The organism is Kitasatospora sp. NE20-6 (genome assembly GCF_045862635.1).
Genome location: NZ_BPRL01000003.1, coordinates 263,414 through 289,985, shown reverse-complemented (window position 1 = coordinate 289,985; position 26,572 = coordinate 263,414). Strand labels below are relative to the sequence as shown.

The 26,572-nt window shown below is 74.8% G+C and carries 27 protein-coding genes; 18 read left to right on the top strand and 9 right to left on the bottom strand.

Annotated features, from left to right (window positions below):
* The first annotated feature begins 24 nt into the window (after window positions 1-24).
* Both SNE206_RS03575 and SNE206_RS03570 read left to right on the top strand, forming a co-directional pair.
* Window positions 25-612, top strand: coding sequence for a TetR family transcriptional regulator (locus SNE206_RS03575; RefSeq protein WP_407911843.1), 588 nt, complete (start codon window positions 25-27; stop codon window positions 610-612).
* Window positions 613-763: 151 nt separating this feature from the next.
* Window positions 764-1,678, top strand: a complete 915-nt coding sequence (locus SNE206_RS03570) for an ADP-ribosylglycohydrolase family protein (protein ID WP_407911842.1) — start codon at window positions 764-766, stop codon at window positions 1,676-1,678.
* A gap of 124 nt (window positions 1,679-1,802) precedes the next feature.
* On the opposite strand, the gene SNE206_RS03565 is transcribed toward SNE206_RS03570, so the two are convergent.
* On the bottom strand, window positions 1,803-3,299 hold the full coding sequence (locus SNE206_RS03565; protein WP_407911841.1) for a glycoside hydrolase family 6 protein: 1,497 nt from the start codon (window positions 3,297-3,299) through the stop codon (window positions 1,803-1,805).
* 275 nt (window positions 3,300-3,574) lie between these two features.
* Complete coding sequence (locus tag SNE206_RS03560) at window positions 3,575-3,841, bottom strand: GlsB/YeaQ/YmgE family stress response membrane protein (protein WP_405010779.1); 267 nt, start codon at window positions 3,839-3,841, stop codon at window positions 3,575-3,577.
* A gap of 229 nt (window positions 3,842-4,070) precedes the next feature.
* Between SNE206_RS03560 and SNE206_RS03555 the strand changes: the two genes are divergently transcribed.
* From SNE206_RS03555 to SNE206_RS03500, 12 genes are all read left to right on the top strand, one after another.
* Window positions 4,071-4,898, top strand: coding sequence for an SAM-dependent methyltransferase (locus tag SNE206_RS03555; protein WP_407911840.1), 828 nt, complete (start codon window positions 4,071-4,073; stop codon window positions 4,896-4,898).
* Window positions 4,899-4,988: 90 nt separating this feature from the next.
* Window positions 4,989-5,705, top strand: a complete 717-nt coding sequence (locus SNE206_RS03550; RefSeq protein ID WP_407911839.1) for a response regulator transcription factor — start codon at window positions 4,989-4,991, stop codon at window positions 5,703-5,705.
* On the top strand, window positions 5,702-7,144 hold the full coding sequence (locus SNE206_RS03545; protein WP_407911838.1) for a sensor histidine kinase: 1,443 nt from the start codon (window positions 5,702-5,704) through the stop codon (window positions 7,142-7,144). Before SNE206_RS03550 ends, SNE206_RS03545 begins: the two co-directional genes overlap by 4 nt.
* Before the next feature lie 183 nt (window positions 7,145-7,327).
* Complete coding sequence (locus SNE206_RS03540; protein WP_407911837.1) at window positions 7,328-7,717, top strand: hypothetical protein; 390 nt, start codon at window positions 7,328-7,330, stop codon at window positions 7,715-7,717.
* The gene (locus SNE206_RS03535; RefSeq protein ID WP_407911836.1) at window positions 7,714-7,917 is read left to right on the top strand and encodes a hypothetical protein; all 204 of its coding nucleotides are present in this window, start codon (window positions 7,714-7,716) and stop codon (window positions 7,915-7,917) included. Before SNE206_RS03540 ends, SNE206_RS03535 begins: the two co-directional genes overlap by 4 nt.
* Before the next feature lie 444 nt (window positions 7,918-8,361).
* Complete coding sequence (locus tag SNE206_RS03530; protein ID WP_407911835.1) at window positions 8,362-8,892, top strand: cysteine dioxygenase; 531 nt, start codon at window positions 8,362-8,364, stop codon at window positions 8,890-8,892.
* Window positions 8,886-9,287: a rhodanese-like domain-containing protein gene (locus tag SNE206_RS03525; protein WP_407911834.1), complete on the top strand. Its 402-nt coding sequence runs from the start codon at window positions 8,886-8,888 to the stop codon at window positions 9,285-9,287. Before SNE206_RS03530 ends, SNE206_RS03525 begins: the two co-directional genes overlap by 7 nt.
* A gap of 91 nt (window positions 9,288-9,378) precedes the next feature.
* Window positions 9,379-10,464 carry an ABC transporter ATP-binding protein gene (locus tag SNE206_RS03520; protein ID WP_407911833.1) on the top strand — a complete coding sequence of 362 codons (1,086 nt, stop codon included), beginning with the start codon at window positions 9,379-9,381 and terminating at the stop codon, window positions 10,462-10,464.
* Window positions 10,454-11,113: an ABC transporter permease gene (locus SNE206_RS03515; protein ID WP_407911832.1), complete on the top strand. Its 660-nt coding sequence runs from the start codon at window positions 10,454-10,456 to the stop codon at window positions 11,111-11,113. The genes SNE206_RS03520 and SNE206_RS03515 overlap by 11 nt, the downstream gene beginning before the upstream one ends.
* Window positions 11,110-11,805, top strand: coding sequence for an ABC transporter permease (locus SNE206_RS03510; protein WP_407911831.1), 696 nt, complete (start codon window positions 11,110-11,112; stop codon window positions 11,803-11,805). Before SNE206_RS03515 ends, SNE206_RS03510 begins: the two co-directional genes overlap by 4 nt.
* A complete protein-coding gene (locus SNE206_RS03505; protein ID WP_407911830.1) occupies window positions 11,802-12,734 on the top strand; it encodes an ABC transporter substrate-binding protein in 933 nt (310 codons plus the stop codon). The genes SNE206_RS03510 and SNE206_RS03505 overlap by 4 nt, the downstream gene beginning before the upstream one ends.
* A 328-nt stretch (window positions 12,735-13,062) precedes the next feature.
* A complete protein-coding gene (locus tag SNE206_RS03500; protein WP_407911829.1) occupies window positions 13,063-14,814 on the top strand; it encodes a glycosyl hydrolase family 18 protein in 1,752 nt (583 codons plus the stop codon).
* A gap of 75 nt (window positions 14,815-14,889) precedes the next feature.
* On the opposite strand, the gene SNE206_RS03495 is transcribed toward SNE206_RS03500, so the two are convergent.
* From SNE206_RS03495 to SNE206_RS03480, 4 genes are all read right to left on the bottom strand, one after another.
* Entirely contained in the window at window positions 14,890-16,167 is a 1,278-nt protein-coding gene (locus SNE206_RS03495) for a multidrug effflux MFS transporter (protein WP_407911828.1), read from the bottom strand.
* A gap of 30 nt (window positions 16,168-16,197) precedes the next feature.
* Entirely contained in the window at window positions 16,198-16,566 is a 369-nt protein-coding gene (locus SNE206_RS03490; protein WP_407911827.1) for a hypothetical protein, read from the bottom strand.
* A 109-nt stretch (window positions 16,567-16,675) separates the two neighbouring features.
* The gene (locus SNE206_RS03485) at window positions 16,676-17,854 is read right to left on the bottom strand and encodes an acyl-CoA dehydrogenase family protein (RefSeq protein ID WP_407911826.1); all 1,179 of its coding nucleotides are present in this window, start codon (window positions 17,852-17,854) and stop codon (window positions 16,676-16,678) included.
* Between the two features lie 94 nt (window positions 17,855-17,948).
* Window positions 17,949-18,344, bottom strand: coding sequence for a hypothetical protein (locus tag SNE206_RS03480; RefSeq protein ID WP_407911825.1), 396 nt, complete (start codon window positions 18,342-18,344; stop codon window positions 17,949-17,951).
* 108 nt (window positions 18,345-18,452) lie between these two features.
* Here SNE206_RS03480 and SNE206_RS03475 point away from each other — a divergent pair, with 108 nt between their 5' ends.
* Together SNE206_RS03475 and SNE206_RS03470 are read left to right on the top strand one after the other, a co-directional pair.
* Complete coding sequence (locus SNE206_RS03475) at window positions 18,453-19,310, top strand: carbon-nitrogen hydrolase family protein (RefSeq protein WP_407911824.1); 858 nt, start codon at window positions 18,453-18,455, stop codon at window positions 19,308-19,310.
* A 165-nt stretch (window positions 19,311-19,475) separates the two neighbouring features.
* Complete coding sequence (locus SNE206_RS03470; RefSeq protein ID WP_407911823.1) at window positions 19,476-20,870, top strand: class II fumarate hydratase; 1,395 nt, start codon at window positions 19,476-19,478, stop codon at window positions 20,868-20,870.
* Between the two features lie 73 nt (window positions 20,871-20,943).
* Here the strand turns inward: SNE206_RS03470 and SNE206_RS03465 are convergent, their stop codons facing one another.
* Both SNE206_RS03465 and SNE206_RS03460 read right to left on the bottom strand, forming a co-directional pair.
* A complete protein-coding gene (locus tag SNE206_RS03465; RefSeq protein ID WP_407911822.1) occupies window positions 20,944-21,414 on the bottom strand; it encodes an SPW repeat protein in 471 nt (156 codons plus the stop codon).
* A 70-nt stretch (window positions 21,415-21,484) separates the two neighbouring features.
* Entirely contained in the window at window positions 21,485-22,549 is a 1,065-nt protein-coding gene (locus SNE206_RS03460; RefSeq protein WP_407911821.1) for a DNA glycosylase AlkZ-like family protein, read from the bottom strand.
* 96 nt (window positions 22,550-22,645) lie between these two features.
* Between SNE206_RS03460 and SNE206_RS03455 the strand changes: the two genes are divergently transcribed.
* Together SNE206_RS03455 and SNE206_RS03450 are read left to right on the top strand one after the other, a co-directional pair.
* Window positions 22,646-23,218: a PadR family transcriptional regulator gene (locus SNE206_RS03455; protein WP_407911820.1), complete on the top strand. Its 573-nt coding sequence runs from the start codon at window positions 22,646-22,648 to the stop codon at window positions 23,216-23,218.
* Window positions 23,218-24,936, top strand: coding sequence for an acyl-CoA dehydrogenase family protein (locus SNE206_RS03450; protein WP_407911819.1), 1,719 nt, complete (start codon window positions 23,218-23,220; stop codon window positions 24,934-24,936). The genes SNE206_RS03455 and SNE206_RS03450 overlap by 1 nt, the downstream gene beginning before the upstream one ends.
* Before the next feature lie 62 nt (window positions 24,937-24,998).
* Here the strand turns inward: SNE206_RS03450 and SNE206_RS03445 are convergent, their stop codons facing one another.
* Window positions 24,999-26,342, bottom strand: coding sequence for a M28 family metallopeptidase (locus SNE206_RS03445; RefSeq protein WP_407911818.1), 1,344 nt, complete (start codon window positions 26,340-26,342; stop codon window positions 24,999-25,001).
* Window positions 26,343-26,572: the final 230 nt, after the last annotated feature.

The window sequence follows — 26,572 nt, the reverse complement described above, 5'->3', positions numbered from 1 at the left end:
TACGAACCGAAGGACGACCTCCCCGTGGGCACCGAGAACGCACTCACCCCCGAGCAGATCCTGGGCGCGGCGGAGGACGTCCTGCGGCGGTTCGGCCCGGCGAAGGCCACCGTGGTCGACGTCGCCAGGGCCCTCGGCGTCAGCCACGGCAGCGTCTACCGGCACTTCCCCAGCAAGGCGGCGCTGCGCGAGGCCGTCACCCGGCGGTGGCTCGACCGGGCCCACGACGACCTCGCCGCCGTCGCCGCCGGCCCCGGCCCCGCACCCGAGCGGCTGCACCGCTGGCTGGCGACGCTCTTCGCCGCCAAGCGCCTCAAGGCGCACGAGGACCCGGAGATGTTCGCCACCTACATGGCCCTCGTCGGCGAACTCAGCAGCGCCGTCGAGGCGCACGTGGCCACGCTCGTCGCCCAGATCGCCTCGATCGTCGAGGACGGCATCCGGCGGGGCGAGTTCCGCGACGCCCCCGCCGGGCCGGTCGCCCGCGCCGTCTTCCAGGCCACCGCCCACTTCCACGACCCGGCGCACGCCGCCGAGTGGGCGCACGAGCAGGCCGACGCCGACTTCGAGGCGCTCTGGTCGCTCCTGCTGAACGGGCTCCGCGCGCACTGACCGGCCGGAGGGCCGGGATGGCCCGGGGCCGGCCGGGTGCGCCGAGGCCGGCCGGGACGGGCCGGGGCGGCGGCCCGGCGAAAACCGCTCGCGGCGGGCGGGCGTCCGGCCCGACACTGGCACCTCCGGTTCTTCTCACCTGGAGGATGACGTGCACCGCCCGCCGACCGCGGCCCTGGACAGCCTGGAGGGCCTCGCCCTGGGCGACGCCTTCGGTGACCGCTGGTTCTCCGTGGACGCCGACGAGGCCGCCGCCGCCCACGCCGCCCGCATCCCTCGCAGGGCCCCCTGGCACTGGACGGACGACACCGCGATGGCCGTCGTCCTGTTCCGGCACCTGACCCGGCACGGCGAGGTGCGGCCGGACGCGCTCGCGCGGGCCTTCGCCACGGCCTACACCATCCAGCCCGGCCGCAAGTACGGCCCGTCCATGCACCAGGTGCTGCGGGCCGTGCACGCCGGCGCCGACCGGCGGACCGTCGTCGAGGGCATGTTCGGTGGCCAGGGTTCGCACGGCAACGGGGCCGCCATGCGGGTCGCGCCCCTCGGGGCCCTGCTCGCCGACGACCTCGACGCCGTCGCCGAGCAGGCCGCGCTCTCCGCCGAGGCGACCCACGCGCATCCGGAGGCGACGGCGGGCGCGGTGGCCGTCGCCCTCGCCGCGGCCTCGGCCGCCCGGAGCCGCGGATCCCGCGCGCCGGAGCGGACCGCCTTCCTGCAGGGGATCGCGGACCGGCTGCCGGTGAGTGACGTCCGTTCCGGTCTGCGCACCGCCGCCCGCTTCCCCGCGAGCACCTCCGTGCGGCACGCCGCCGTCGTCCTCGGCTCCGGCATCATGATCTCGGCCCAGGACACCGTGCCGTTCGCACTGTGGTGCGCCGCCGGGCGGCTCGACTCCCTGCCGGAAGCCCTCTGGCACACCCTCGGCGGGTGGGGCGACATGGACACCACGTGCGCGATCGCCGGCGGCGTGGTCGCCGCACGCACGGGCCTGACCGGCGTGCCCGCCGGCTGGCTCGCCGCCCGCGAGAGCCTGCCCGTGCCCGGGAGCGCGGTGTTCGGCTGAACCGGGACCGCCCGGCTGCTGCAGACCGGTGCCCGGCACGCCGCGGCGGGCCTCCCCCCGGAGAGGTGCTCCGGGGGGAGGCCCGCCGTGCTGCCGTGCTGCCGTGCCGTGGTGCCGTGGTGCGTCAGGCGACGGTGCAGGCCGCGCCGTTCAGGGTGAAGGCGGTCGGGGTGGTGTTGTTGGAGCCGTAGGTGCCCTGGAAGCCGAAGCCGGTGGAGGCGCCGGGGGCGAGGCTGCCGTTGTAGCCGAGGTCGGTCGCGGTGACGGCGGCGCCGGACTGCGTGACCTTGGCGTTCCAGGCGCTGGTGACCTTCTGGTCGCCGGGGTACGTCCAGGTCAGCGTCCAGCCGCTGATCGCGGAGGTGCCGGTGTTCTTGACCGTCACGTCGGCGGTGAAGCCGCCCGTCCAGGAGTTGGCGCGGTAGGCGACCGAGCAGGCGGCCGTGCCCGTCGGGGGCTGCGAGGTCGGCGGCTGCGACGTCGGGGGCTGGGACGTGGGCGGCTGCGACGTGGGCGGCTGGGAGGTCGGGGGCTGCGACGTGGGCGGCTGCGAGGTCGGCGGGTTGGTCGGGGTGGTCGGGTCGGAGGCGTTCAGGGCGAGCTGGTAGGCGATGTCCGGCACGAACTGGCCGGCCGAGGCCGCGCAGCCGTCGGCCTCGCCCGGCGGCTTGATCCAGAGGAACGCGTCGATCGCGGCGTCGTTGGTGGCGGCCGTCGGGTAGTTGCCGATCTTGCGGCCGGAGGGGTCGCACCACTGGCTGCCCGACGGGCCGTTGCCGTTGCGGCTGGTGTCGATGACGGCGTGCAGCTTCGACGGGTTGCCGAGGGCCGACAGCACCGACTTCGCGAAGTTGACCTCGTTGGCCGTGGTGTTGAAGTTGGAGACGTTGCTGTAGAAGCCGTCGCCGTTGGTCAGGATGCCCGCGCTGCGCAGCCGGTTGGCCTGCTCGGAGGCGCTGTTCCAGCTGGAGTGGCCGGCGTCGTAGTAGACCTTGGCGTTGGGGTTGGCGGCGTGGATCGCGGCGCCGGCCCGGGAGAGCGAGGCGTAGCGGTTCGCCAGCTCGGAGGAGCTGAGGCAGGTGGTGAGGGCGATCGAGTCGGGCTCCAGGACGACGATCGAGCGGCCGCTGCCGAGCCCGGCGGCGAACTTCGTGACCCAGGCGTCGTAGGCGGCCAGGTCGGGGGCGCCGCCCGCGGAGGCGCCGCCGCAGTCGCGGTTGGGGATCTCGTACACGACGAGCACGGGCACCTGGCCGGCCGCGGCGGCGGCGGAGGTGACGGTGCGGACGTCGGAGGTGACGGTGTCGGGGCGGTAGTTCGAGAACCAGATGCCCTGGGGCTGGGAGGCGACCCGCTTGGAGATCACCGGCGTGCGGGAGTCGTTGGGGTTGGCCGCGACCCACTTGACGACCTGGGAGGCCGGGTCCTTGTAGAACTGCGTGTCCGCGGCCAGGCTGCCCTGGACGGCCGCGTCGGCGCCGGTCTGGGTGGCGACGAGCAGGGCGGTGGCGGCCGCGCCGGCCGCCAGGGCCAGGGCGGCGGCCCGGCCGCGGCCTGCGGTACGGGGGGTGGGGCTGCCGGGTGCCGGGGCGGCACGACGGATGCCGTCGGGGGTGCGCACTGGGGTCCTCCGCGGGGCTCTCGGGTGGGAGAGGGGCTGGGTGGGAGCAACACTGCGCGGGAGAGGTGTCAGCGATCATGGGGGGTGCCGTGGGAGCGCTCCCGCGCAGCCGGGGCCGATCGTAGCCGGGCAGGAGGATTCCCGTAATCCCTTGTGCACAAGGAAGTTTCGACAGAATTCGACGCCGGTCGGCACAGCGTGGTGGGAGCGCTCCCGCGAGTGACGGCACGACGGCGCCGGTGGCGGCCCCGACACCGGGGCCGCCACCGGCCGGTTCAGTCGCGGGAGTTGCCGAAGACGATGCGGTACGCGATCAGCAGCACCAGTGCGCCGCCGATCGCCGAGACCCAGGTGGCCAGGTCGAAGAACTCCGTGGTCACCGGCCTGTCCAGCACCCGCGAGGAGATCCACCCGCCGACGAACGAACCGGCGATGCCGATCAGGGTGGTGACGACGATGCCGCCCGGGTCGCGCCCGGGCAGCAGGAACTTGGCGATGGCCCCGGCGAGCAGGCCGAGGATGATCCAGCTGATGAAACCCATGTCCGTCTCCTTGCCCTCCGGCGCCCCGGTCCGAACCGCCACGCCTGGTGGACGCCCGCGCCGCGCGCCCCGGTTCCCGCGCCGGACACCACCCGCACGGCCGCCGATGGCCGGAACCGGCCCCTCCCGCTCCGCCTGACGGCGCGATCCGGCCACCCGTCGACGCGCGGTGATCACGACCACCTAGGCTGGCATCCGTCGGATCGTCAGATCATCTTTGGAGGTTGCGGTGGGCGAGGACATCAGCTGGGAGCCGGGCGGCAAGCCCTCCGCCGCACTCCGCCCCGAGATCCCGCACCCGGCCCGGATGTACGACTACTACCTCGGCGGCAAGGACAACTTCCCCGCCGACCGCGAGGCCGCCGAACGCGCGCTCGCCGCCAACCCCGAGTTCCGGTCGACCGCCCGCGCCAACCGCGCCTTCCTGCAGCGCGCGGTCCGGCACGTGGCCGCACTGGGCATCGACCAGTTCCTCGACATCGGCACCGGCATACCCACCGCCGGCAACACCCACGAGACCGCGCAGACCGTCACCCCCTCGGCGCGCGTCGTCTACGTCGACAACGACCCGATCGTCCTCACCCACGCCCGCGCCCTGATGGCCGGCATGGGGCACGGCCGTACGAGCGTCCTGCAGGCCGACCTGCGCGACCCGGCGGCCATCCTCGCCGCCCCCGAGGTCGGGGAACTGCTCGATCCCGACCGGCCGGTCGCGCTCGTGCTCGCCGCGGTGATGCACTTCCTGCGCGACGAGGACGACCCCGCCGGGGTGCTGCGCACGCTGCTCGACGCGCTCGCGCCCGGCAGCCACCTGATCCTGTCGCACGGCACCGCCGACTTCATCCCGGCCGAGATCCGAGACCGCGTCACCGGCGTCTACGACAAGGCCACCGCCCCGCTGGTCGGCCGCAGCCGGGCGGAGGTCGAGGGCTTCCTCGACGGCCTGGAGATCCTGGAGCCCGGCGTGGTGACCGTGCCGCTCTGGCGGCCCGAGGGCGAGCCCGCCGAGGGCGCCGACCGGGTCAGCATGTACGGCGTGGTGGCCCGCAAGCCCTGACCCCGGGGCCTGGCCCGGCCGGCGGTGTGGGAGAGTCGGCGCCCCGGCCGCACGGCCGGCAGCCGTGCGGCCGGACCCGAGGAGGCGCCGATGACCAGCGGGAACGTGCCCGCCGGACAGGTGCTGGTGGTGGACGACGACGCGGCGATCCGGCGTTCGCTGGAGCGCGGGCTGCGGCTGAGCGGCTTCGCCGTCCGGCTCGCCGCGGACGGCACCGCCGCCCTGCGGAGCGCCGCCGCCGAGCCGCCCGACGTCCTCGTGCTCGACGTCTCGATGCCCGGCCTGGGCGGCACCGAGGTCTGCCGGGCGCTGCGCGCCCGCGGCGACGACACTCCGGTGCTCATGCTCTCCGCGCTCGACGAGCTCGCCGACCGGGTCGCCGGCCTGCAGGCGGGCGCCGACGACTACCTGGTGAAGCCGTTCGCGCTGGAGGAACTGGTGCTGCGGCTCCACGCGCTGCTCCGCCGCCGGCCGGCCCCCGCGACCTGCGAGGTGCTGCGCGCCGGACCGCTGGCCGTCCGCCCGGACACCCGGCAGGCCCATCACGGCGACACCGAACTCCAGCTGACCAGACGCGAGTTCGAGCTGCTCACGCAGTTCGTGCGGAACACCGGCCTGGTGCTCACCCGCGACCAGCTGCTCGACCGCGTCTGGGGCTACGACTTCGAGGTGCGCAGCGACGCCGTCGACACCTTCGTCAGCTACCTGCGCCGCAAGCTGGAGGCCGGCGGACGGCCCCGGCTGATCCACACCGTGCGCGGGGTCGGCTTCGTGCTCCGCGCGCCGGGGGACGGCGGTGCCCGGTGAGGCTCTCCACCCGGATCGCCCTCTCGGTGACCGTGCTCGTGCCGCTGCTGGTGCTGGCGGCGGGGCTCCTGCTGCTCGGTCTCGTACGCCGCGACCTGCTGACCCAGCAGGACGCGCTGCTGCGGTCGCGGGCCTCCGCCGTGCTGCCCGGCGCCCGCACCCTGCTGGCCGCCGACGCCCGCAACCGGCCCCGGGCCGAGCAGAACCAGCAGCGGAAGGTCCTCGACGGCGCACTCGACTCCGGGGTGCGGCTGGCGGGCGCGGACGGCGCCGTACGGCTCGCGGTGGGCCCGCAGCCCGCCGACTCCGTGGCGCTCCCGGCGGCGGCCGGCGGACCGGTCACCGTGCGGGACGGCGGCACGGCGTGGCGGGTGCTGGCCGTGCCGGTGGACGGCGCGGCGCCGGGCACGCTCTGGCTGGTGGAGCCGTCCACCGCGGTCGACCCGCAGGTCAGGGCGGTGCGGCGGCGGGTCGTCCTGGTGGCGCTGCTCGCCGCGCCGGTCTCGGGGCTGCTCGCGTTCGCGCTGGCGGGGCGGGCGACGGCCTCGCTGCGGCGGCTCAGCCGGCGGGCGGCGGCCATCGACCCGCGGGCCGGGGCCGCCGCGCTGGCGCATCACCCGAGCGGCGTCGCCGAGGTCGACGAACTCGCCTCCGCCCTGGGCCTGTTGCTCACCCGCTACGACGAGCAGGCGGCCCGCACCGCGCAGGCGCTGGACACCGCGCGGTCGTTCTCGTCCGCGGCCGCGCACGAGCTGCGCACCCCGCTGACCGCCATGCGCACCAACCTCGACGTGCTCGGCGCCCACCCCGGTCTCCCGGCCGCCGAACGCACCGAGATCGTCGGCGAACTCGCCGAGGACCACGGCCGGTTGGAGGATCTGGTGACGGCCCTGCGCACCCTCGCCCTCGGCGACCTCGTCGAGGTCTCGGCCTTCGGCCCGCTCGACCTGGGCGACCTCGTGGAGGCCGCCGCCGCCGAGGCCGCCCGACGGCACCCGGAGACCCGCGTCGACACGGGAACGGCCCCCGGCGTCACGGTGTTCGGCTGGGACGCCGGCCTGCGCATCCTGCTGGCCAACCTGATCGGCAACGCCGCCGTGCACGGCCGGACAAGCCCCGCCCCGGCCCGCGTGACCGTACGCCTGCGGGCCGGGCGCAGCGGTTCGGCCGTGCTCACCGTCGACGACGACGGCCCCGGCATCGCACCGGCCGAACGGGCCGCGGTGTTCCGGCGCTTCCACCGGAGCCCGGACAGCCCCGGCTCCGGTCTCGGGCTGACCCTGGTCGCCCAGCAGGCGGCCCTGCACCGCGGCACGGTGACCGTCGCGGGGGGCCCGGGCGGCACCGGCTGCCGCTTCGAGGTGCGGCTGCCGCTGCTGCGGCCGGAGGCCCCGACGCTCGTCCTGCCGGCCCGCCGCGACTGGCTCGCGGGCGGCTGACGCCCGGCCGGTGGGCACCCGGGCGCCAGCCGGACGTCAGCCGGGCGAACGGCCCCACGAGTGGCGCCGCACGGGCGGCCGGTGCGCGCGGACCGGCCCCGCACCGGATCACAGGGTTTCCACAAGAAGGCCTCCTACGCTCCCCCGCGTCCGATCCCCGTCGTACCCGGAAGAGAGACCGCGATGTCCGAGAACCGCACGACCGCCGCCGTCTGCGCGATCGTCCTGGCGGGCGCCCTGCTCGCCGCCGCAGCTCCCGCCGGGGCGGCGGAGACGCCGACCGGCGACGGCTCGAAGGCGATCTGCAAGCGCCTGCCGGTGACGGAGGCACGCCTCGCCAAGGCCACGAAGCGGCTCGGCGGCGACGCCACGGTGGCCGGATCGGTGGCCCGGCTGGAGAAGCGGGTGGCCGAGGCCAAGGCCGCCGGGCACACCGAGGTGTACACGTACCTCGACAACCGGCTGACCTTCCGCAGGAGCCTGCTGCCCACGCTGGAGGCCCGCCGGAACGACCTGAAGGCGGTCGCCGACTGGTGCGCGAAGCAGGGCTCCTCCCCGGCGGCGTCCAAGTGACCCGCCGGGCCGGCGCGGCCGCCGCGCTCGCCGCCGCGGCCGTGCTGCTGCTCACCGGCTGCGGCCCGCAGGCGGGCGGCCCCGACCGGGCCGGGCAGGTGCAGCAGGACGACGGGCAGGGCCCGCAGATGCAGCAGAAGCTCGACGCCGCCGAGAGCGCCGCCGCCGCGGCCGACGCGGACGCCGTGCAGAACAACTGACACCCGGCGTCCCCGGCGGCCCGCCCCACCACCGGGGCGGGCCGCCGCGCCGTGCGCCGCCCGTCCCTCCGCGCACCACCCCTCCCGCACACCCGCCGGCCGCACACCCGCCGGTCACGCACCCGGTCTCCGCGCACCCGCCGGCCGTGCCGCGCCGCCGCCGAACGGGGCACGGCACCTCCCACCTGCCGGACGCGGCTTGACGCACCCCGCCCCCCGCGTGAAACGATCGCCCCATGAAGCCCGGCACCACCCTGGTCTGCCGCCTGCACGTCGATCTGCGACGCCAGGCGAGCGACATGTGTGCCTGCTGACGGTCCACCTCCTCCCCGTGCTGTCCCCCGGGGCCCGGACCGTCCGTTCCTGAAGCTCACCCCTCCCCGGTCGGCGTGCCACTGCACGTGCGCACGCCCGCCGCCCTCCGGCACCCCCGAGGATCCCGTCATGAGCCTGGACTTCGCCGTACCCGCACCGGACGCCACCGCCGCACCCGCGGCCGGCGTCCCCGACGACACCTCCCGCCCGCTCTCCCCGGACGCGCTGCGCGCCGTCGTCCGGGAGCTCGCCGCGCAGCCCGACCGGTGGATCCACCGTGTCAGGCTGGCCGGTGACGACCGGTGGTACGAGCGGATCTCCCTGACGGACGATCACGAGGTGTGGCTGATCAGCTGGCTGCCCGGCCAGTCGACCGGCTTCCACGACCACGGCGGCTCGCGCGGCGCCTTCACGGTGGCGCTCGGCGAGCTGGAGGAGCTGTCGCTCGGCGGCCCGGACGGCGGCCTGACGGTGCGACGGGTCGCGTCGGGCGACATCCGGGCGTTCGGCCCGGACTACCTGCACGACGTCCGCAACACCTCGGCCGCACCGGCCGTGACGATCCACGCGTACTCGCCGCCGCTCGGCGGGATGTCGCGCTACGACCTGCGGGCCGGCGGACTGGTCCGCACCGCACAGGAAGGACCGGAGCAGTGGTGACGACGATCGACGACCTGGTGGCCCGTTCGCGGGACGGGGTGCACCGGCCCGGGCCGGTGGAGGCGCAGGCCGCGGTGGCGGCCGGCGCCCGGCTGGTGGACATCCGCCCGGCGGCGCAGCGCGCCCGGGAGGGGGAGATCCCCGGCGCGCTGATCGTCGAGCGCAACGTGCTGGAGTGGCGGCTCGACCCGGCCGGCAGCCACCGCATCCCGGAGGCCACCGGCCACGGGGTCGCCTGGATCGTGGTGTGCTCCGAGGGGTACGCCTCCAGCCTGGCGGCGGCGAGCCTGCGCGAGCTGGGCCTGCACCGGGCGACCGACCTGGACGGCGGCTTCGTCGCCTGGGCGGCGGCCGGTCTGCCCACCGCCCGATCGGACGGCGGGGGTTTGGCGTGACCCCGGCCGGGGCAGCCGATCAGGTGCTCGTCCGTCACTTCCGCCACATCCGTGTCCCTCTCATACGACGTCAGGCCGCTGGGAACCACCTGTGATCACCTTCGAAGGCGCCGCCAAGCGCCACCCGGACGGCACCGTCGCCGTCGAGGGCCTGGACCTCGACGTCCCGGCCGGCCGAATAACCGTGCTGGTCGGGCCGTCCGGCTGCGGCAAGACGACGATCCTGCGCATGGTCAACCGGATGGTGGAGCCGACCGGCGGCCGGGTGCTCCTCGACGGCGCGGACGTCGCCGGGCTGAAGCCCGCCGGGCTGCGCCGCGGCATCGGGTACGTCATCCAGCAGGCCGGCCTCTTCCCGCACCGGCGGGTGATCGACAACGTCGCGACCGTGCCGTACCTCCTCGGCCACGACCGCAAGCAGGCCCGGGCCCGCGCCGCCGAACTGCTCGAACTCGTCGGGCTGGCCCCGGAGACCGCCCGCCGCTACCCGTACCAGCTCTCCGGCGGGCAGCAGCAGCGCGTCGGCGTGGCCCGCGCCCTGGCCGCCGACCCGCCCGTCCTGCTGATGGACGAGCCGTTCAGCGCGGTCGACCCGCTGGTGCGCACCGGGCTCCAGGAGGAGCTGCTGCGCCTGCAGTCCGAGCTGCACAAGACCGTGCTGTTCGTGACCCACGACATCGAGGAGGCCGTGCGGCTCGGCGACCACGTGGTGGTGCTCCGCGACCACGGCCGGATCGCCCAGCTGGCCGACCCGCACACCCTGCTCACCGCCCCGGCGGACGACGGCGTCGCCGCCTTCCTCGGCCGCGACCGCGGGCTGCGCGGCCTCGGCCTGCGCCCCGCCTCGGCGGTCGGGCTGCTGCCGGCCGGCACCGTGCTCGGCGGCTGGCGGCTCCTGCTGGACGCCGACGGCCGGCCCGACGCCTGGGAGCAGGACGGCGACCGCCGGCCCGCCCCGCGCTTCGCCCCGGCCGCCGACTCGCTGCGGGCGGCGCTGGACGCCGCCGTGCTGTCCCCCAGCGGCGCCGCGGTCGCCGTCGGCGCCGACGGCCGGGCCACCGGCCTGGCCACCCGCGCGGCCGTCCTCGCCGCCCTCGGGCCCGGGACGCAGACCCCGGACACCGGCGGCACCGGCGGCACCGGCGGCACCGGCGGGGAGGACGACGGTGGACGGTGAGCCGATCGTCCGCTGGCACTGGATCGGCGACCACCTCGCGTACCTGCGCGACCTGACCCTCGACCACGCCGTCATCTCCCTCGTGCCGGTGCTGATCGCGCTGGTGGCCGCGGTGCCGCTCGGCCTCGCCTGCGCGCGCTGGCCGCGCCTCTACCAGCCGCTCGCCGCCGTCTTCAACGTCGTGTACGCGCTGCCCTCGCTCGCCGTCTTCGTGGTCCTGATCCCGTACACCGGGCTCGCGACCCGGGCGACCGTCATGGTGCCGCTCACCTTCTACGCGCTGGCCGTGCTGCTGCCGACCACCGTCGACGGGCTGCGCGCCACCCCGGACGCCGTCCGGCAGGCCGCCACCGCCATGGGCTACGGGCCGTGGCACCGGCTGACGGCCGTGGAACTGCCCGCGGCCGTGCCGTTCCTGGTGGCCGGGGTGCGGGTCGCCGCGGTCTCGTCCATCTCGCTCGCCGCGGTGGGCGCGCTGGTCGGCCGGGGCGGCCTCGGCTACCTCTTCATCGACGGGTTCCAGCGCACCTTCCCCACCCCGATCGTGGCCGGCATCGCCCTCGTCGCGCTGCTCGCCCTCGCCACCGACCTGCTGCTGGTGCTGGCCCGCCGCCTGCTCGCACCCTGGGCCTCGGGAGGCACCCGGTGAACTGGACCGGCTGGCTGCACACCTTCTTCTTCGCACCGGCCCGGCAGTCCGGGCCGGACGCCGTCGGCCACCGGATCGCCGAGCACCTGGCCCTCTGCGGCGTGGCGCTCCTCTGGGCCGTGGTGCTGGCCGTGCCGCTCGGCCTGCTCATCGGCTACACCGGCCGCGGCACCGTCGTGGTCACCGCGCTGACCGGCGTCGCCCGGGCGCTGCCCACGCTCGGCCTCGTCACCCTGGCCGTGCTGCTCGTCGGCGTCGGCGACACCGCCGTCCTCGTCCCGCTGGTCGCCCTCTCCGCACCGCCCCTCCTGGTGGCCGCCGCCGAAGGGGTCCGCGGCACCGACCCCGAGGTCCGCGACGCGGCGCTCGGCATCGGCCTGACCCACCCCCAGGTGCTGCGCCAGGTCTGCCTGCCGGCCGCCCTGCCGACCCTGCTGGCCGGGCTGCGCACCGCGACCGTCCAGACGATCGCGACCGCCACCGTCGCCTCGTACGTCGGCCTCGGCGGCCTCGGGCGGTACGTCATCGACGGGCTCGCCACCCGCGACTACCCGGCCACCGCCGGCGGGGCGCTGCTCGTGGTGCTGCTCGCGGTCGCCACCCAACTGCTGTTCGCCCTCCTGATCCGCCTCTCGCTCCCGCCGGGCGCCCGCGCACGTCGGTCCTCTCGCACACCCAAGGAATCCACATGACCACCCGTCCGGTCCGTGTCCTCGCCGCCGCAGCCCTCCTGCTCGGTGCGGCCGCGTGCTCCTCCTCCGGCGGCGGCGACCCGCTCGCCGCCCCGACGACGTCCGCCTCCGGCCCCGGGCCTGCCTCCGGCGGCGGCAGCGGGAAGACCGTCGTGGTCGGCTCCGCGAACTTCCCGGAGAACGTCCTGCTCGCCTCGATCTACTCGCAGGCGCTGAAGGCCAAGGGCGTCAGCGTCCAGGAGAAGTTCAACATCGGCAGCCGCGAGGTGCTCTACGGCCAGCTGCAGAGCGGCAACCTGACGGTGCTCCCCGAGTACAACGGCGCCCTGCTCGGCTACCTCGACCCCAAGACCACCGCGGCCGGCACCCAGGCGGTCGACGCCGCCCTGCTGCAGAAGCTGCCGGCCGGGCTGACCATCCTCGACCCGGCCGCCGCCGAGGACAAGGACTCGCTGACGGTCACCCAGGAGAACGCCGCCAAGCTCGGCCTGAAGTCGATCGCCGACCTGAACGGCAAGGCCGCCGACCTCGTCATCGGCGGCCCGCCGGAGTTCAAGTCGCGCCGCGAGGCGCAGTTCAAGGACGTCTACGGGCTGACCTTCAAGGAGTGGAAGCCCACCGGCGAGACCACCGCGAACGCCCTCAAGGACGGCGCCGTGCAGGTCGGCAACGTCTTCACCACCGACCCGCGGCTCGTGCAGCTCAAGCTGGTCGCGCTGGACGACCCGAAGAACATCTTCAGCGTGCAGAACATCGTCCCGCTGGTCAACAAGGCCGGGGTCGACGCCACCGCCACGGCCGCCCTCAACGCCGTCTCCGCCAAGCTCGACACCGCCGGACTGACGGCACTGATGAAGCGCGTCGCGGTCGACAAGGAGGACCCGTCCGCCGTCGCCGCGGACTGGCTGAAGACCAACGGCCTGAGCTGACCCCACCGCACCACCCCGCACCACCCCGCGAGCGCCACCCGGCCCCGCGCAGCACCGGCCCCGCCCCGCGACCACCGCGGTGGCGGGGCCGCCGCGCGTTCCGGCGGGCCGTCCGTACCGCGCCGCACGGCCGGCGGCACCGCCACCGCTCCCGGCCGGATGGGCCGCTGACGAACAGTTAGGACTCTTGACAGACGACTGGTCCAGACCAAAGATGGTGCCCGTTCCTCCGACCGGGACCGCATCGTGGGGGTGTGACCGCCGGCCGGCCGTGCCTTCCCTGCACCGCCGCACCACCCACCGCACCCACCGTCCCCGTGGAGTACCCATGCGTCTGCACCGGCCGCTCAAGGCCGTCCTCACCAGCTGCGCCACCCTGCTCGCCGCCGCCGGGATCGCCGTCACCGGCGGCGGCGCGGCCCAGGCCGCGACCCCGCTGCCCCAGCACGTCTTCGCCCCCTACTTCGAGGCCTGGACGGGCGAGAGCCCGGCCGCGCTGGCCCGGCAGTCGGGCGCCAAGCACCTGACGATGGCGTTCATCCAGACCGCCGTCGCGGGCTCCTGCACCCCGTACTGGAACGGCGACACCGGCATGCCGATCGCCGCGTCCACCTTCGGCAGCGACATCGCGGCGATCCGCGCCGCCGGCGGCGACGTCATCCCGTCGCTCGGCGGCTACGCCGCCGACACCACCGGCACCGAACTGGCCGACAGCTGCACCGACGTCAACCAGATCGCCGCCGCCTACGAGCACCTGATCACCACCTACGAGATCAGCCGGATCGACCTCGACATCGAGGTCGACTCGCTCGACAACACCGCGGGCATCGACCGCCGAAACAAGGCGATCAAGCTGACCCAGGACTGGGCCGCCGCCAACGGCCGTTCCGTCCAGTTCTCCTACACCCTGCCGACGACGACGGGCGGGCTCGCCGCGAGCGGCCTCGCCGTGCTGAAGAACGCCGTGCAGAACAACGCCCGGATCGACGTCGTCAACCTCATGACGTTCGACTACTACGACAACGCCGCGCACAACATGGCGACCGACACCCAGACCGCCGCCACCGGCCTGTACGACCAGCTCGCCAAGCTCTACCCCACCAGGACCGCCGCGCAGCTGTGGGCCTCGATCGGCATCACCGAGATGATCGGCGTCGACGACTTCGGCCCGGCCGAGACCTTCACCCTGGCCAACGCCACGACCGTCTACAACTGGGCCGTCTCCAAGGGCATCAACGAGCTGTCGTTCTGGGCGCTCCAGCGCGACAACGGCAGCTGCGCGGGCGGCGCCGCCGCCGACGGCTGCTCCGGCATCGCCCAGAACACCTGGGACTTCAGCCACGTCTTCGCGCCCTTCACCTCCGGCAGCGGGCCCGTCACCAACGACTTCTCGGTCGCGCTCAGCCCAGCCGCGGGCAGCGTGACCGCCGGTGCCGGCACCACCGCCACCGTGAACACCGCCGTCACCGCGGGCTCGGCCCAGACGGTCGGCCTCGCGGTGACCGGCGCCCCGGCCGGGGTCACCGCCACCCTCGGCGCGTCCTCGGTGACCGCAGGCGCGTCCACCACCCTGACCGTTGCCACCACCGCGGCCGCCGCACCCGGCAGCTACCCGCTCACGGTCACCGGCACCGCGGCCACCGGCAGCCACAGCACCACCTACACGCTGACCGTGCAGGGCACCGGGGGCGGCGGCACCGGAGCCGTCGTCAACGGCGGCCTGGAGGGCGGCTCGCTCGCCCCCTGGACGTGCCAGAGCGGCGGCGGCGTGGTCACCGCCCCGGCCCGTACGGGCGGCCACGCCCTGCTCGCCGCGGCGACCTCCGGCCAGACCGGCGAGTGCGCCCAGAGCGTGGCACTGGCCCCCAACCACGCCTACACGCTGACCGCGTGGGTGCAGGGCAGCTACGCCTTCGCCGGCGTGAGCGGCGGCGCCACCGCCTCCACCTGGACGTCCTCGACCGGCTGGACCAAGCTCACCGTGCCCTTCACCACCGGCGCCAACGGCACCGTCTCCGTCTACCTGCACGGCTGGTTCGGCCAGGGCGGCGTCCACGGCGACGACTTCTCCATCGCCTGACCCGCACCCCACGGTCCGAGGGGGCCCGCCCGGCACTCCGGGCGGGCCCCCTCGCGTCCGCGACGCCGCCGGGGCTCAGCCCGCCGCGGGCACGGTGGCGGCGGGCCGCCAGGGCCGGCACAGCACCAGGAAGGCCGTCAGCGACAGCAGCGCCGAGACGAGCACCACCAGGCCGAGCGCGAGGGCGGAGGGGTGGCCGGCCGCACTGCTCAGCGGCGCGACGACGGCGCCGCACAGGAAGCTGGACAGGCCGAGGAGGGCGGAGGCCGAGCCGGCCGCGTGCGGGGCGAGGGTGAGTGCCTGCGCCGAGGAGTTGGGGCCGACGATGCCCATCGAGGCCATCAGCAGGCACATCGCCGGACAGACGGCGACCAGTCCGGCGTCCCACACCCCGGTGGCCAGGGTCAGCACGAGCCCGGCGAGGACGGCCCCGCCCAGCCCGGTGAGCATCAGCGTCGCCGGCCGCAGCCGGGTGACGAGCACCCGGCCGTTGAGCTGGGTGGTGGCCATCAGGGCCACGGAGTTGACGGCGAAGAGCAGGCTGTAGGCCTGCGGCGAGACGTGGTAGACCTCCTGCAGCACCGTGGAGGACCCGGCGACGTACCCGAACAGGGCGCCGAAGGAGAACGTCGTCGTGGCGGTGAACCCGACGAACCGGCGGTTGCGCAGCAGCCCGCCGATCGCCCGGACGGTGGTCGACAGGCCGCCGCCGTGGCGCCGTTCGGGCGGCAGCGACTCGCGCAGCCAGAGGGCGGCCACCACGGTCAGCAGCACGCCGAAGGCCGCGAGCACGGCGAAGCTCCCCCGCCAGGAGGTGACGTGGAGCAGCTGCGCGCCCAGCACGGGGGCGACGATCGGGGCGAGGCCGGAGATCATCGCCAGCGAGGCCATGAAGCGGATCATGGCGACGCCCTCGTACCGGTCGCGGGCGACCGCGCGGGAGATGACGAGTCCGGCCGCACCCGCCGCGCCCTGCACGAACCGGGCCGCGATCAGCACCGGCACGCTCGGGGCCAGCGCGCAGACGACGGTGGCGAGCGTGTAGAGGCCCATGCCGGCCAGCAGCGGCCGGCGGCGGCCCAGGCGGTCGCTCATCGGGCCGAAGAGCAGCTGCCCGGCGGCCATGCCCAGGAGGGAACCGGTCAGCGTGAGCTGGACGGCGGGCGCGGTCGAGCCCAGGTCGTCGGTGAGCGCGGGAAGGGCCGGCAGGTAGAGGTCGGTGGTGAGCGGCCCGAGGGCGACGAGGCTGCCGAGCACGGCGACGGTGGCCCGGCCCGGCTTCCCGGCGCCCGCCGTCGCGGCGGGCGCCGAGAGGGAGCGGCCGCCCCCGGCGTCTACGGTCGGGCCTGCCATGGAGCTCCTCGGGTGGTCGGGATTCGTACCCTAACCCGCGGCGTCCGGGACGGGCTCGGCGCGGAACTCCCGGACGACGTCGATGGTGCCGACGATGTGCCGGTTGAACTCCTCCAGCTCCTCGGCGGGGATCCACAGCTCCAGGATGGTCTCGCCGCCGGCCTGCCGGACGGGGAAGCGGGCGAGGTAGGCGCTCTCCACCTCGAAGCGCGTGACGAATCCGGCGCCGGAGGCGGGCACGTTCCAGTCCCGGGCGATCCGGACGGCGTAGTCCTCGTTGAGCACCGGGTAGAAGATCGGCTGCTCGGGCAGCCGCGGCGGCCAGGCGCGCCGGCCGGCGGCCTCGACGAGCGCGAGCTCGGCCGGACCGGTGGGGCGCCAGAGCGTGGTGGTCTCCATGGCGCCCCACCGTACGGACCGGTGCGGGCCGCCGCGAACCGTTTTCGCCGGGCCGCGGCGGCCCCGGCGGCGCGTCGGCGGGCGCGTCAGCGGTACGTCGGCGGGTGCGTCAGCGGTACGCGGACTCGCCGGTCACGGCCTCGCCGAGGACGAGCGTGTGGATCTCGCTCGTGCCCTCGTAGGTGAGGACCGACTCCAGGTTGTTGGCGTGCCGCAGCACCGGGTACGCGGTGGTGATGCCGTTGGCGCCGAGCACGGTGCGGGCCGAGCGGGCGATCTCCAGGGCGGTGCGGACGTTGTTGAGCTTGCCGAAGCTGATGTGCGCGGGCAGGCTGCGGCCCTCGTCCTTGAGCCGGCCGATCCGGAGGGCCACGAGGTACGCCTTCTCCAGCTCCAGGACCATCTCGACGAGCTTCTCCTGCGTCAGCTGGAAGGCGGCGATGGGCCGGTCGAACTGGATGCGGCTCTTGGCGTAGTCGAGGGCGGCGGTGTAGCAGTCGCGGGCGGCGCCGACGGTGCCCCACAGGATGCCGTACCGGGCCTCGCCGAGGGAGGAGAGCGGGGCGCGCAGGCCGCGGGCGCCGGGGAGGACGGCGTCGGCGGGGAGCACGACGCCGTCGAGGGCGAGTTCGCTGGTGACGGACGCCCGCAGCGAGAGCTTGCCGTGGATGTCGGTGGCGGTGAAACCGGGGGTGCCGCGGGGCACGAGGAAGCCGCGGACGCCGTCGTCGGTCCGCGCCCAGACGACGGCGACGTCGGCGACCGAGCCGTTGGTGATCCACATCTTGGAGCCGTCGAGCACCCAGTCGTCGCCGCGGCGGCGGGCCCGGGTGCGCATGTTGGCCGGGTCGGAGCCGAAGTCGGGCTCGGTGAGGCCGAAGCAGCCGATCGCCCGGCCGGCGGCGAGTTCGGGCAGCCACTGCTGCTTCTGCTCCTCGGAGCCGAAGGCGTGGATCGAGCGCATGGCGAGCGAGCCCTGCACGGAGACGAAGCTGCGCAGGCCGGAGTCGGCGGCCTCCAGCTCCATGCAGGCGACGCCGTACTCGACGGCGGTGGAGCCGGTGCAGCCGTAGCCGTCGAGGTGCATGCCGAGGACGCCGAGCCGGCCGAGCTCGGGGGCGAGTTCGTGGACGGGGAAGACGCCCTGCTCGAACCAGTCGGCGATGTGCGGGCGGATCCGGTCGTCGGTGAACTTCCGCACGGTGTCGCGGACGAGGCGCTCCTCGTCGGTGAGGAGGTCGCCGACGGCGAGCAGGTCTGCGGGGTCGAGGCGGGGGGTGGTGGCCATGCTGCGGACTCTCCTCCGGGCGGGGCGGCGCGGGCGGCGCGAACGGCGTGCGGCGGCTGCGGCGGGCCGCGGCGACGAGTATCGCGCACCGGGGCTACCCGCCGGTAGGCGTGCGCGGGCCGGGCCGCGCGGCTTCCGGCCGCGGAGCTTCCGGCCGCGGGGCTTCCGGCCGCGGGGTGCGGAGCGCCGCCTCGGCGAAGTTCGCCCAGTGCGCGGCGGCGACCGGCGGGATGCAGACCCAGTCCTCCATCGGGCGGCCGCCCGCGGGGTCGAAGAGGTGGGCCCCGGGCACCCGCAGGGCCTCGGCGAGGGCGGGGCTGCCGCGCCCGAGCCGGCAGACGAGCTCGCCGCCGTACAGGCCGGCGAAGGCCTCGCCGAGGGCGTCCCGGAGGCAGGGCATGCCGTACAGCCGCGCCGGGGCGGCGCCGTGCGGCAGCAGGTCCTCGGCGATCTCCGCGTAGCACGCGGCCGGGTCGGGTCGGTCCGTCATGGCGCCATGGTGCATCGCGGCCGGGAGGCCGGGCCCGCGCCACGCGGGCGGTGCACCGCCGGGGCCGGGCCTTGAGCCGCCGCGCGGCACATGTAAGGATTGGCCCCCGTGAGCACTCCTGTACACGGGCTTCCCGCGTCGCCGCTGCGCATCGCCGTCGCCCAGACCCCGGTCGTCCCGCTGGACGTCGCCGCGAACACCGCGACCGCCGCCGCGCTGGTGCGCCGGGCCGCGGCCGAAGGAGCCCGGCTGCTCCTGCTGTCCGAGCTGTTCCTCACCGGCTACGAGCCGGCCGCGATCGCCGCCGACCCGGACACCCTCACCGTCGCCCCCGGCGACCCCCGGCTCGCCCCGCTGGCCGCGGCCTGCGCGGAGACGGGCACGGCGGTGGTGGTCGGCGCCCCCGTCCGCGACGCCGGCACCGGCGCGCTGCACATCGCCGCACTCGTGCTGGACGGCACCGGCCGGCTCGCCGCGGTCTACCGCAAGGAGTTCGCCACGCCGAACGAACGGGCCGCCGGGTTCTCCCGCGGCGCGGGCGGCAGCACCGTCGAGCTGGACGGCTGGCGGCTGGGCCTCGGCGTCTGCTGGGACAGCGGCTTCCCCGAGCACGCCCGCGCCGCGGCCCTCGACGGCGCGCACGCCTACCTGGTCGGCGCGCTCTTCGGCACCGGCCCGGGCGCCCACCAGCGGCGGACGGTGTTCCCCGCCCGCGCCCTCGACAACACCCTCTACGTGCTGCTCGCCAACCACGTCGGGGCCGCCGGCCCGTACACCGGGTGCGGCGGCAGTGCGGTGTGGGGCCCGGACGGGTACCTGCTGGCGGAGGCCGCCGAGGACGCACCCGGCCTGCTGACCGTCACGCTCGACCCGGCGGTCCTGGCCGGCGCGCGGGCCGACGACCCGGTGCTCGTCCAGCCGGGCCTCACCGCCGCGTCCGTCCGGAGCACGGCGCGGCTCGGCTGAACCGCGGCCGGGCGGGCGCGGAACACGGCGGGGCGGAACGCGGCGGGGCGGAACGCGGCGGGGCGCAGCAGGACCGGGGAGGCCGGGCAGGATCGGGGAGAGGCCGGGCAGGGCGCGGAAATACCGCGGCCCCCGGCGCGGCTGTGCTGTCCAGGAGGTGGCCCCATGGGTGACGAGGAAGAGTTCCGGGTCGAGCACGACTCGATGGGCGAGGTCCGGGTGCCGGCGGCGGCCAGGTGGCAGGCGCAGACGCAGCGGGCGGTGGAGAACTTCCCGGTGTCCGGCCGGCCGCTGGAGCGTGCCCACATCGCCGCGCTCGCCCGGATCAAGGCGGCCGCCGCGCAGGTCAACGCGGAGCTCGGCGTGCTGGAGGCCGACACCGCGGAGGCGATCCGGCTGGCGGCGGAGGAGGTGGCGGCGGGCCGCTGGGACGACCAGTTCCCGGTGGACGTCTTCCAGACCGGCTCCGGCACCTCGTCCAACATGAACGCCAACGAGGTCATCGCCACCCTCGCCACCGAGCGGCTCGGCCGTCCGGTGCACCCGAACGACCATGTCAACGCGAGCCAGTCGTCCAACGACGTGTTCCCGTCGTCCATCCACATCGCGGCGACGGCGGCGGTGACCGGCGAGCTGGTGCCGGCGCTGGAGCACCTCGCGGCGGCGCTGGAGCGGAAGGCCGCGGAGTTCGCCGAGGTCGTCAAGTCCGGCCGTACGCACCTGATGGACGCCACGCCGGTCACCCTCGGCCAGGAGTTCGGCGGCTACGCGGCGCAGGTCCGGTACGGCGTGGAGCGGCTGCGGGCGGCACTCCCCCGGGTGGCCGAACTCCCGCTCGGCGGTACGGCGGTGGGCACCGGGATCAACACCCCGCCGGGCTTCCCGGCGGCGGTGGTCGCCGCACTCGCCCGGGCCACCGGTCTGCCCCTGACGGAGGCCCGCGACCACTTCGAGGCGCAGGGCGCCCGCGACGGACTGGTCGAGCTGAGCGGGCAGCTGAAGACGATCGCGGTGGGCTTCACCAAGATCGCGAACGACCTGCGCTGGATGGGTTCGGGGCCGCGCACCGGCCTCGGCGAGATCAACCTGCCCGACCTGCAGCCCGGTTCGTCGATCATGCCCGGCAAGGTCAACCCGGTGCTGCCGGAGGTCGTGCTGATGGTCGCCGCGCAGGTCGTCGGCAACGACACCACGGTGACCGTGGCCGGCGCGAGCGGCAACTTCGAGCTGAACGTCATGCTGCCGGTGATCGCCCGGAACGTCCTGGAGTCGGTGCGGCTGCTGGCCACCAGCGCCCGGCTGCTGGCCGACCGGACGGTCGACGGCGTGACGGCCAACGCCGAACGGGCCCGCGAGTACGCCGAGTCCTCGCCGTCCGTGGTCACGCCGCTCAACCGCTGGATCGGCTACGAGGAGGCGGCGAAGGTCGCGAAGCAGTCGCTGGCGGAGCGGAAGACGATCCGCCAGGTGGTCCTGGAGCGCGGCTACGTCGAGCGGGGCCTGCTGACGGAGCGGCAGCTCGACGAGGCGCTGGACGTGCTGCGGATGACCCGGCCCTGAGGCCGCCGCCACGCGGAAGGGTGCGGCCCCGCGGGGCCGCACCCTGGTCTGCTGCCGTCCGTGGCGGCTTCCGTCATCCGCGCCTCCCGCCCCTCATCGCCGATGCGCCGGTGAGGGTCAGGCCGATCGCACCGAGGCACAGGCAGGTCATCAGGCCGCCCGTGATCAGGTTGGTCCAGATGGTCCGGGTGACGGCCTGGTCGCCGGTCGTCCACCACGGGGCGAGCATCGTCCAGACACCGATGGCCGCACCCGCGTAGGCACGGGCGTGGGTGCGCTCGAAGCCGGAGCCGTAGCCGCCCATCAGCATGGCGAACGCCAGGCCCAGGATCAGGTTGCTGAGGGTGACCCCGGCGAATCCGCCCGCCGCGGGGAAGGCCGCGAAGCCGACCACCCACGGCGAGATCGCCAGGAACAGGCCGCAGCAGACGGCCAGCGCCTCGATGCCCTGCATGAGCGGCGTCGAGGTGACGCGCTCGTAGTGTTCGCGCAGTTCGAGAATGTCGGGGTGGTGTTCCATACCCGTCGGAAGCTGGGTCGACACCAGGACCACCTCCTAGTCGGGGATACGGGTAGCCGAAGAGCCCGTACCCGTAAAATCCCTTATCCAACCTTTATGCGCGATTATCACCCCTTTGCCGTGTTCCGGCAGATCGGAGGGCCGGCCGCCGCCCCTGCAGGTACGCCGCCACCGCCGCGACCTCGTCCGCCAGCGCGGCCCGCACCCCGCGGGGCAGCGGACCGAACGGCTCCACCACCGGCTCCGCGCCCTCCCGCCGCCACGTGCCGACGATCCGGCCGTCCGCCACGACCGCCGGGCGGATCACCCCGCCCCCGGCGTTGATGCGCCGCGCGTACGGCTCCGCCAGCATCACCTCCCGGCTCCGGTAACCCAGCAGGTAGCCGTCGTACGCGCCGAGCAGGCGCACCGCCGGACCGCCCGCCGGCGGCTCCGGGGAACCGGCCGCGGCGAACAGCCCCGGCGAGGCCTCCTCCGGGGCGGCCGCCTCCACCGCGCGGCGCGCCTCGGACACCGGCAGGCCCGCCCAGGCGGCGAAGTCGCCCGGCCCGGCCGGCCCGAAGGCCGCGAGGTAACGCCCGGCCAGCTCGGCGGCCGGATCCGCCGGGGCCGGGCCGCCGGCGGGCAGCGGCACGTACCCGGGCTCGCGGGCGCCGAGGTCCGCACCCCGGCAGAGCACCCCGTGCGCGGAGGCGTAGCCGATCAGGTGGGCGGGCGCCTGGCCCTTCGGGTCGACGCCGAGGCCCCGGGCGTTCAGCAGGCCGATCAGCGCGGCCCGGCTGCGGGGCACGTCCAGCAGGCCGGGGAGGAGGTCGAGGGCGCGGGCGCAGACCTCGTCGGTCAGGCCGAGCTCGCGGCGGCGGCGGGCGCCGGCCGCGAGGTTGCGCGTGGCGAAGAGGCCGAGCAGCCAGCGGGCGTCCGCGGCCGGCACCAGGTGCAGGGTGCCGCGCATCAGCGCGAGGGTGACCACGTCTCCGGCGGCGGCGGCCCGCGCGGGCCCGGCCGGGTCGGCGACCCCGCGGGCCCGCAGGGCCAGCCGGGCCGCCGGGCCGTCCTGCGCCTGGACGCCGCCGGAGGTCCGCGCGACCTCCGCCGTCGCCGGGTCGGGCCGGCCGAACTGCGCGTGCATCCGCCGGGCGAGCAGTTCCTCGTCGTCCATCGGCCCATTCTGGCGCGCCGCGCCGACACGTGAGGTGCGTCTCAGGGCCCGTGCACCCCGTTGCATATGCAACTTGGTGCATAGCAGGATGCCGTCATGGCACTGGAGCACGCGATCCTCGTCTCCCTCCTGGAGCAGCCCGGCTCGGGCTACGAACTGGCGCGCCGGTTCGACCGCTCCATCGGGCGCTTCTGGACCGCCACCCACCAGCAGATCTACCGGGTGCTGCGGCGGATGGAGACGGACGGCTGGGTCGCCGTCGAGGCGGTCGCCCAGGACACCCGGCCGGACAAGAAGGTCTACTCGGCCACCGCCGCCGGGCGCGGCGTGCTGGTCGGCTGGCTGCGCGAGCCCGTCGAACCGGAGACCGTCCGGCACGAGCTCGCCGTGAAGATCCGGGCCGCGGCGTTCGACGACCCGGCCGCGCTCGTGCCCGAGGTCGAACGGCACCGCGCCGACCACGCCGCCCTGCTCGCCCGCTACCTCACCGGCGAGCAGCGCGACTTCCCCGACCCGAACGCCCTCGACGACGCGCAGCGCCTCCAGCACGTGGTGCTGCGCGGCGGCATCGAGTACGAGCGGATGATCCTCGCCTGGCTGGACGACGTGCTCGCCACCCTGCACCGCCTCGGCACCCCGCCCTCGACACCCTCGACCCCTGGGACCTGATGATGCTGTTCAACCCGCGCACCTACGACCCCGCGCAGTTCGACGACACCACCCGCCGGCTGCTGCGCGCGACCGTCGACTGGTTCGAGTCGCGCGGCAAGAAGGCCCTGATCGACACGTACGTCGACCGGTCCTGGTACGGGGACTTCCTGGAGTTCGCCGCGAAGGAGGGGCTGTTCGCGGAGTTCCTGACGCCGTCCTCGGCCGACCCCGCGAAGCGCTGGGACACCGCCCGGATCGCCGAGCTCAACGAGATCCTCGGCTTCTACGGCCTCGGCTACTGGTACACCTGGCAGGTCACCATCCTCGGCCTCGGCCCGGTCTGGCAGAGCGGGAACGAGGCCGTGCGGGCCCGCGCCGCGAAGCTGCTGACCGAGGGCCACGTGATGGCGTTCGGCCTCTCCGAGCGCAGCCACGGCGCCGACATCTACTCCACCGACATGATCCTCACCCCGGACGGCGAGGGCGGCTTCACCGCCACCGGCTCGAAGTACTACATCGGCAACGGCAACGTCGCCGGCCTGGTCTCCGTCTTCGGCCGCCGCTCCGACGTGGACGGCCCCGAGGGGTACGTGTTCTTCGCCGCCGACAGCCGGCACGACGCGTACCACCTGGTGAAGAACGTCGTGAACGCGCAGATGTACGTCAGCGAGTTCCGCCTGGAGGAGTACCCGGTGCGCGCGGAGGACGTGCTGCACACCGGCAGGGCCGCCTTCGACGCGGCGCTCAACACCGTCAACGTCGGCAAGTTCAACCTCTGCACCGCCTCGATCGGCATCTGCGAGCACGCGATGTACGAGGCCGTCACGCACGCGCAGAACCGGGTGCTGTACGGCAGGCCGGTCACCGCCTTCCCGCACGTGAAGCGGGAACTGACCGACGCGTACGCCCGCCTGGCGGCGATGAAGCTGTTCAGCGCGCGGGCCGTGGACTACTTCCGCACCGCGACGGCGGACGACCGCCGCTACCTGCTCTTCAACCCGATGACCAAGATGAAGGTCACCACGGAGGGCGAGAAGGTCATCGACCTGATGTGGGACGTCATCGCGGCCAAGGGCTTCGAGGCGGACACCTACTTCGACAAGGCCGCCAAGGACATCCGCGGCCTGCCGAAGCTGGAGGGCACCGTCCACGTCAACCTGGCGCTGATCCTCAAGTTCATGGGCAACTACCTCTTCGCCCCGGAGGAGTTCGCGCCGGTGCCGACCCGGGTCGACGCCGCGGACGACACCTTCCTCTTCGCGCAGGGCCCGGCGCGCGGCCTGGGCGCGATCCGCTTCCACGACTGGCGCACCGCCTACGACGCGCACGCCTCCGTGCCGAACGTCGCCCGGTTCCGCGAGCAGGCCGACGGCCTGTGCACCCTGCTGCTCACCCACGCCCCGAGCGCCGACCAGCAGCAGGACCTCGACTTCCTGCTGGAGATCGGCCAGCTCTTCGCCCTCGTCGTCTACGGCCAGCTGGTGCTGGAGCAGGCCGAACTGACCGGCCTGACCGCGTCCGGCGAAGGCGGGGACGTGCTGGACCAGATCTTCGACGCCCTGGTGCGGGACTTCTCCGCGCACGCCACCGAGCTGCACGGCAAGGCCTCCACCACGGAGGAGCAGGCCGCCTGGGCGCTGGCGCACGTGCGCCGCCCGGTCGCGGACACGGGCCGCGCCGAGCGGGTGTGGGCGCAGGTCGAGGCGCTGTCGGGCGCGTACGAGATGCAGCCGTAGCACGCGGCGGGGAGGGGGCGCCGGATCCCGGCACCCCCTCCCCCCCTGCGGCCGACGCTACGTCAGAAGGTCAGCTTCCAGCTGTCGATGTTGCCGACGTCCTGCGCGCCGACGTCCTGCACCTTCAGCTTCCAGACGCCGTTGGCGGCCTCCGAGGAGGCGTTGACGGTGTAGGTGGTGTTGATGTCGTCGCCGGAGTCGCTGCTGGAGTTCTTCAGCCGGTAGGTGCTGCCGTCCGGGGCCACCAGGTCGATCACCAGGTCGCCGCGGTACGGGTGCTTGATGACGACGCCGACCGGGAGCGCGGCGGGCGCGTTGCCGGTGATCCCGCTGACGGTGACCGAGGAGGTCACGGCGGCGCCCGCGTCCGGGATGGCCACGTCGGCCGTGTTCTCGAAGACCGTGCCGGGCGGCGGGGCGGTCTCGGTGCCGAGCGTCCAGATCGCGTACGCGACGGCGTCGGTCATCCGGTCGAGCGCGGTGTCGTTGATGTTCGCCGAGGTGTCGCAGGAGGAGTGGTAGCAGCGGTCGAACGCCACGCCCGAGGTGCCGCCCCACTTGGTCGCCTGGGCAGCGGTCTTGATGTAGTCGGCGCCGCTGAACAGGCCGCCGACCGCGATGCCCGCGTTCTTGAACGGCGCGTGGTCGGACCGCCCGTCGCCCTCCGTCTCGGGCTCGGTGGCGACACCGAGACCGGAGAAGTAGGTCTTGAAGAGGGTGTCGAGCTTGGTGTTGTCGTCGTAGACGAAGTAGCCCGGGTTCGGCGAGCCGATCATGTCGAAGTTGAGGTACGCCTCGATCTTCGAACGGTCGGCCGCGGCAAGGCCGTTGACGTACTTCGTGGAGCCGATCATGCCGTACTCCTCGGCGCCCCACCAGCCGAACCGCAGGTGCTTGGTGGGCTGCAGGCCGGCCCGCGAGACGGCCAGGGCGGTCTCCAGGATGCCGGCCGAGCCGGAGCCGTTGTCGTTGATGCCCGGCCCGCCGGTGACGGAGTCCAGGTGGGCGCCGGCCATGACGACGTGCGAGGTGTCGCCGCCCGGCCAGTCGGCGATCAGGTTGTAGCCGGTCGCGCTGTTGTAGGTGAAGGTCTGGAGCGTCGTGGTGTAGCCCGCCGCGTCCAGCTTGGCCTTCACGTAGTCGATCGACGCCTTGTAGCCGGTCCTCCCGTGCGCCCGGTTGCCTCCGTTGGCGGTGGCTATGGACTGCAGCTGGGCCAGGTGCGCCTTGACGTTGGCGACGGGGATGTCGGGCGCAGCGGCGAGGGCTGCCGGTGCGGGGGCCGGGCGCGCCGAGGCGCTCGGCGCGAGGAGGGTTGCGGCCGCGGCGGCGGCTGCGGCGAGGATCGCGGCGGAACGGCGCAGGCGGGATCGCCGCTGCGCACGCCGGTGGGCATGCTCGGACACGTAGGACTCCGGATTCCGGTGGGGCAGAACGGGACCTGACGGCATGCCGCCCATGTGGGGTGGGCGGACGGCACACATTGACGCGGTCATGATGATCTGACCCGGGTCAAGGGACCGTCAAGACGTCCGCCCGGACGGGCTCCCGCCAACGGCCGGAACCCGCCACCGGCTGACGCCCCGTCACCGACGGTCCCCCGGACGGAGCAGCACCCCGGGCCGCCCCGCGCCGC

Bases quoted from the DNA above. Each gene is read 5' to 3' on its own strand.
- SNE206_RS03560 (WP_405010779.1), bottom strand. From the start codon at position 3,841: ATGGGTTTCATCAGCTGGATCATCCTCGGCCTGCTCGCCGGGGCCATC.
- SNE206_RS03550 (WP_407911839.1), top strand. From the start codon at position 4,989: ATGACCAGCGGGAACGTGCCCGCCGGACAGGTGCTGGTGGTGGACGAC.
- SNE206_RS03540 (WP_407911837.1), top strand. From the start codon at position 7,328: ATGTCCGAGAACCGCACGACCGCCGCCGTCTGCGCGATCGTCCTGGCG.
- SNE206_RS03530 (WP_407911835.1), top strand. From the start codon at position 8,362: ATGAGCCTGGACTTCGCCGTACCCGCACCGGACGCCACCGCCGCACCC.
- SNE206_RS03505 (WP_407911830.1), top strand. From the start codon at position 11,802: ATGACCACCCGTCCGGTCCGTGTCCTCGCCGCCGCAGCCCTCCTGCTC.
- SNE206_RS03500 (WP_407911829.1), top strand. From the start codon at position 13,063: ATGCGTCTGCACCGGCCGCTCAAGGCCGTCCTCACCAGCTGCGCCACC.
- SNE206_RS03495 (WP_407911828.1), bottom strand. From the start codon at position 16,167: ATGGCAGGCCCGACCGTAGACGCCGGGGGCGGCCGCTCCCTCTCGGCG.
- SNE206_RS03490 (WP_407911827.1), bottom strand. From the start codon at position 16,566: ATGGAGACCACCACGCTCTGGCGCCCCACCGGTCCGGCCGAGCTCGCG.
- SNE206_RS03485 (WP_407911826.1), bottom strand. From the start codon at position 17,854: ATGGCCACCACCCCCCGCCTCGACCCCGCAGACCTGCTCGCCGTCGGC.
- SNE206_RS03480 (WP_407911825.1), bottom strand. From the start codon at position 18,344: ATGACGGACCGACCCGACCCGGCCGCGTGCTACGCGGAGATCGCCGAG.
- SNE206_RS03470 (WP_407911823.1), top strand. From the start codon at position 19,476: ATGGGTGACGAGGAAGAGTTCCGGGTCGAGCACGACTCGATGGGCGAG.
- SNE206_RS03460 (WP_407911821.1), bottom strand. From the start codon at position 22,549: ATGGACGACGAGGAACTGCTCGCCCGGCGGATGCACGCGCAGTTCGGC.
- SNE206_RS03455 (WP_407911820.1), top strand. From the start codon at position 22,646: ATGGCACTGGAGCACGCGATCCTCGTCTCCCTCCTGGAGCAGCCCGGC.
- SNE206_RS03450 (WP_407911819.1), top strand. From the start codon at position 23,218: ATGATGCTGTTCAACCCGCGCACCTACGACCCCGCGCAGTTCGACGAC.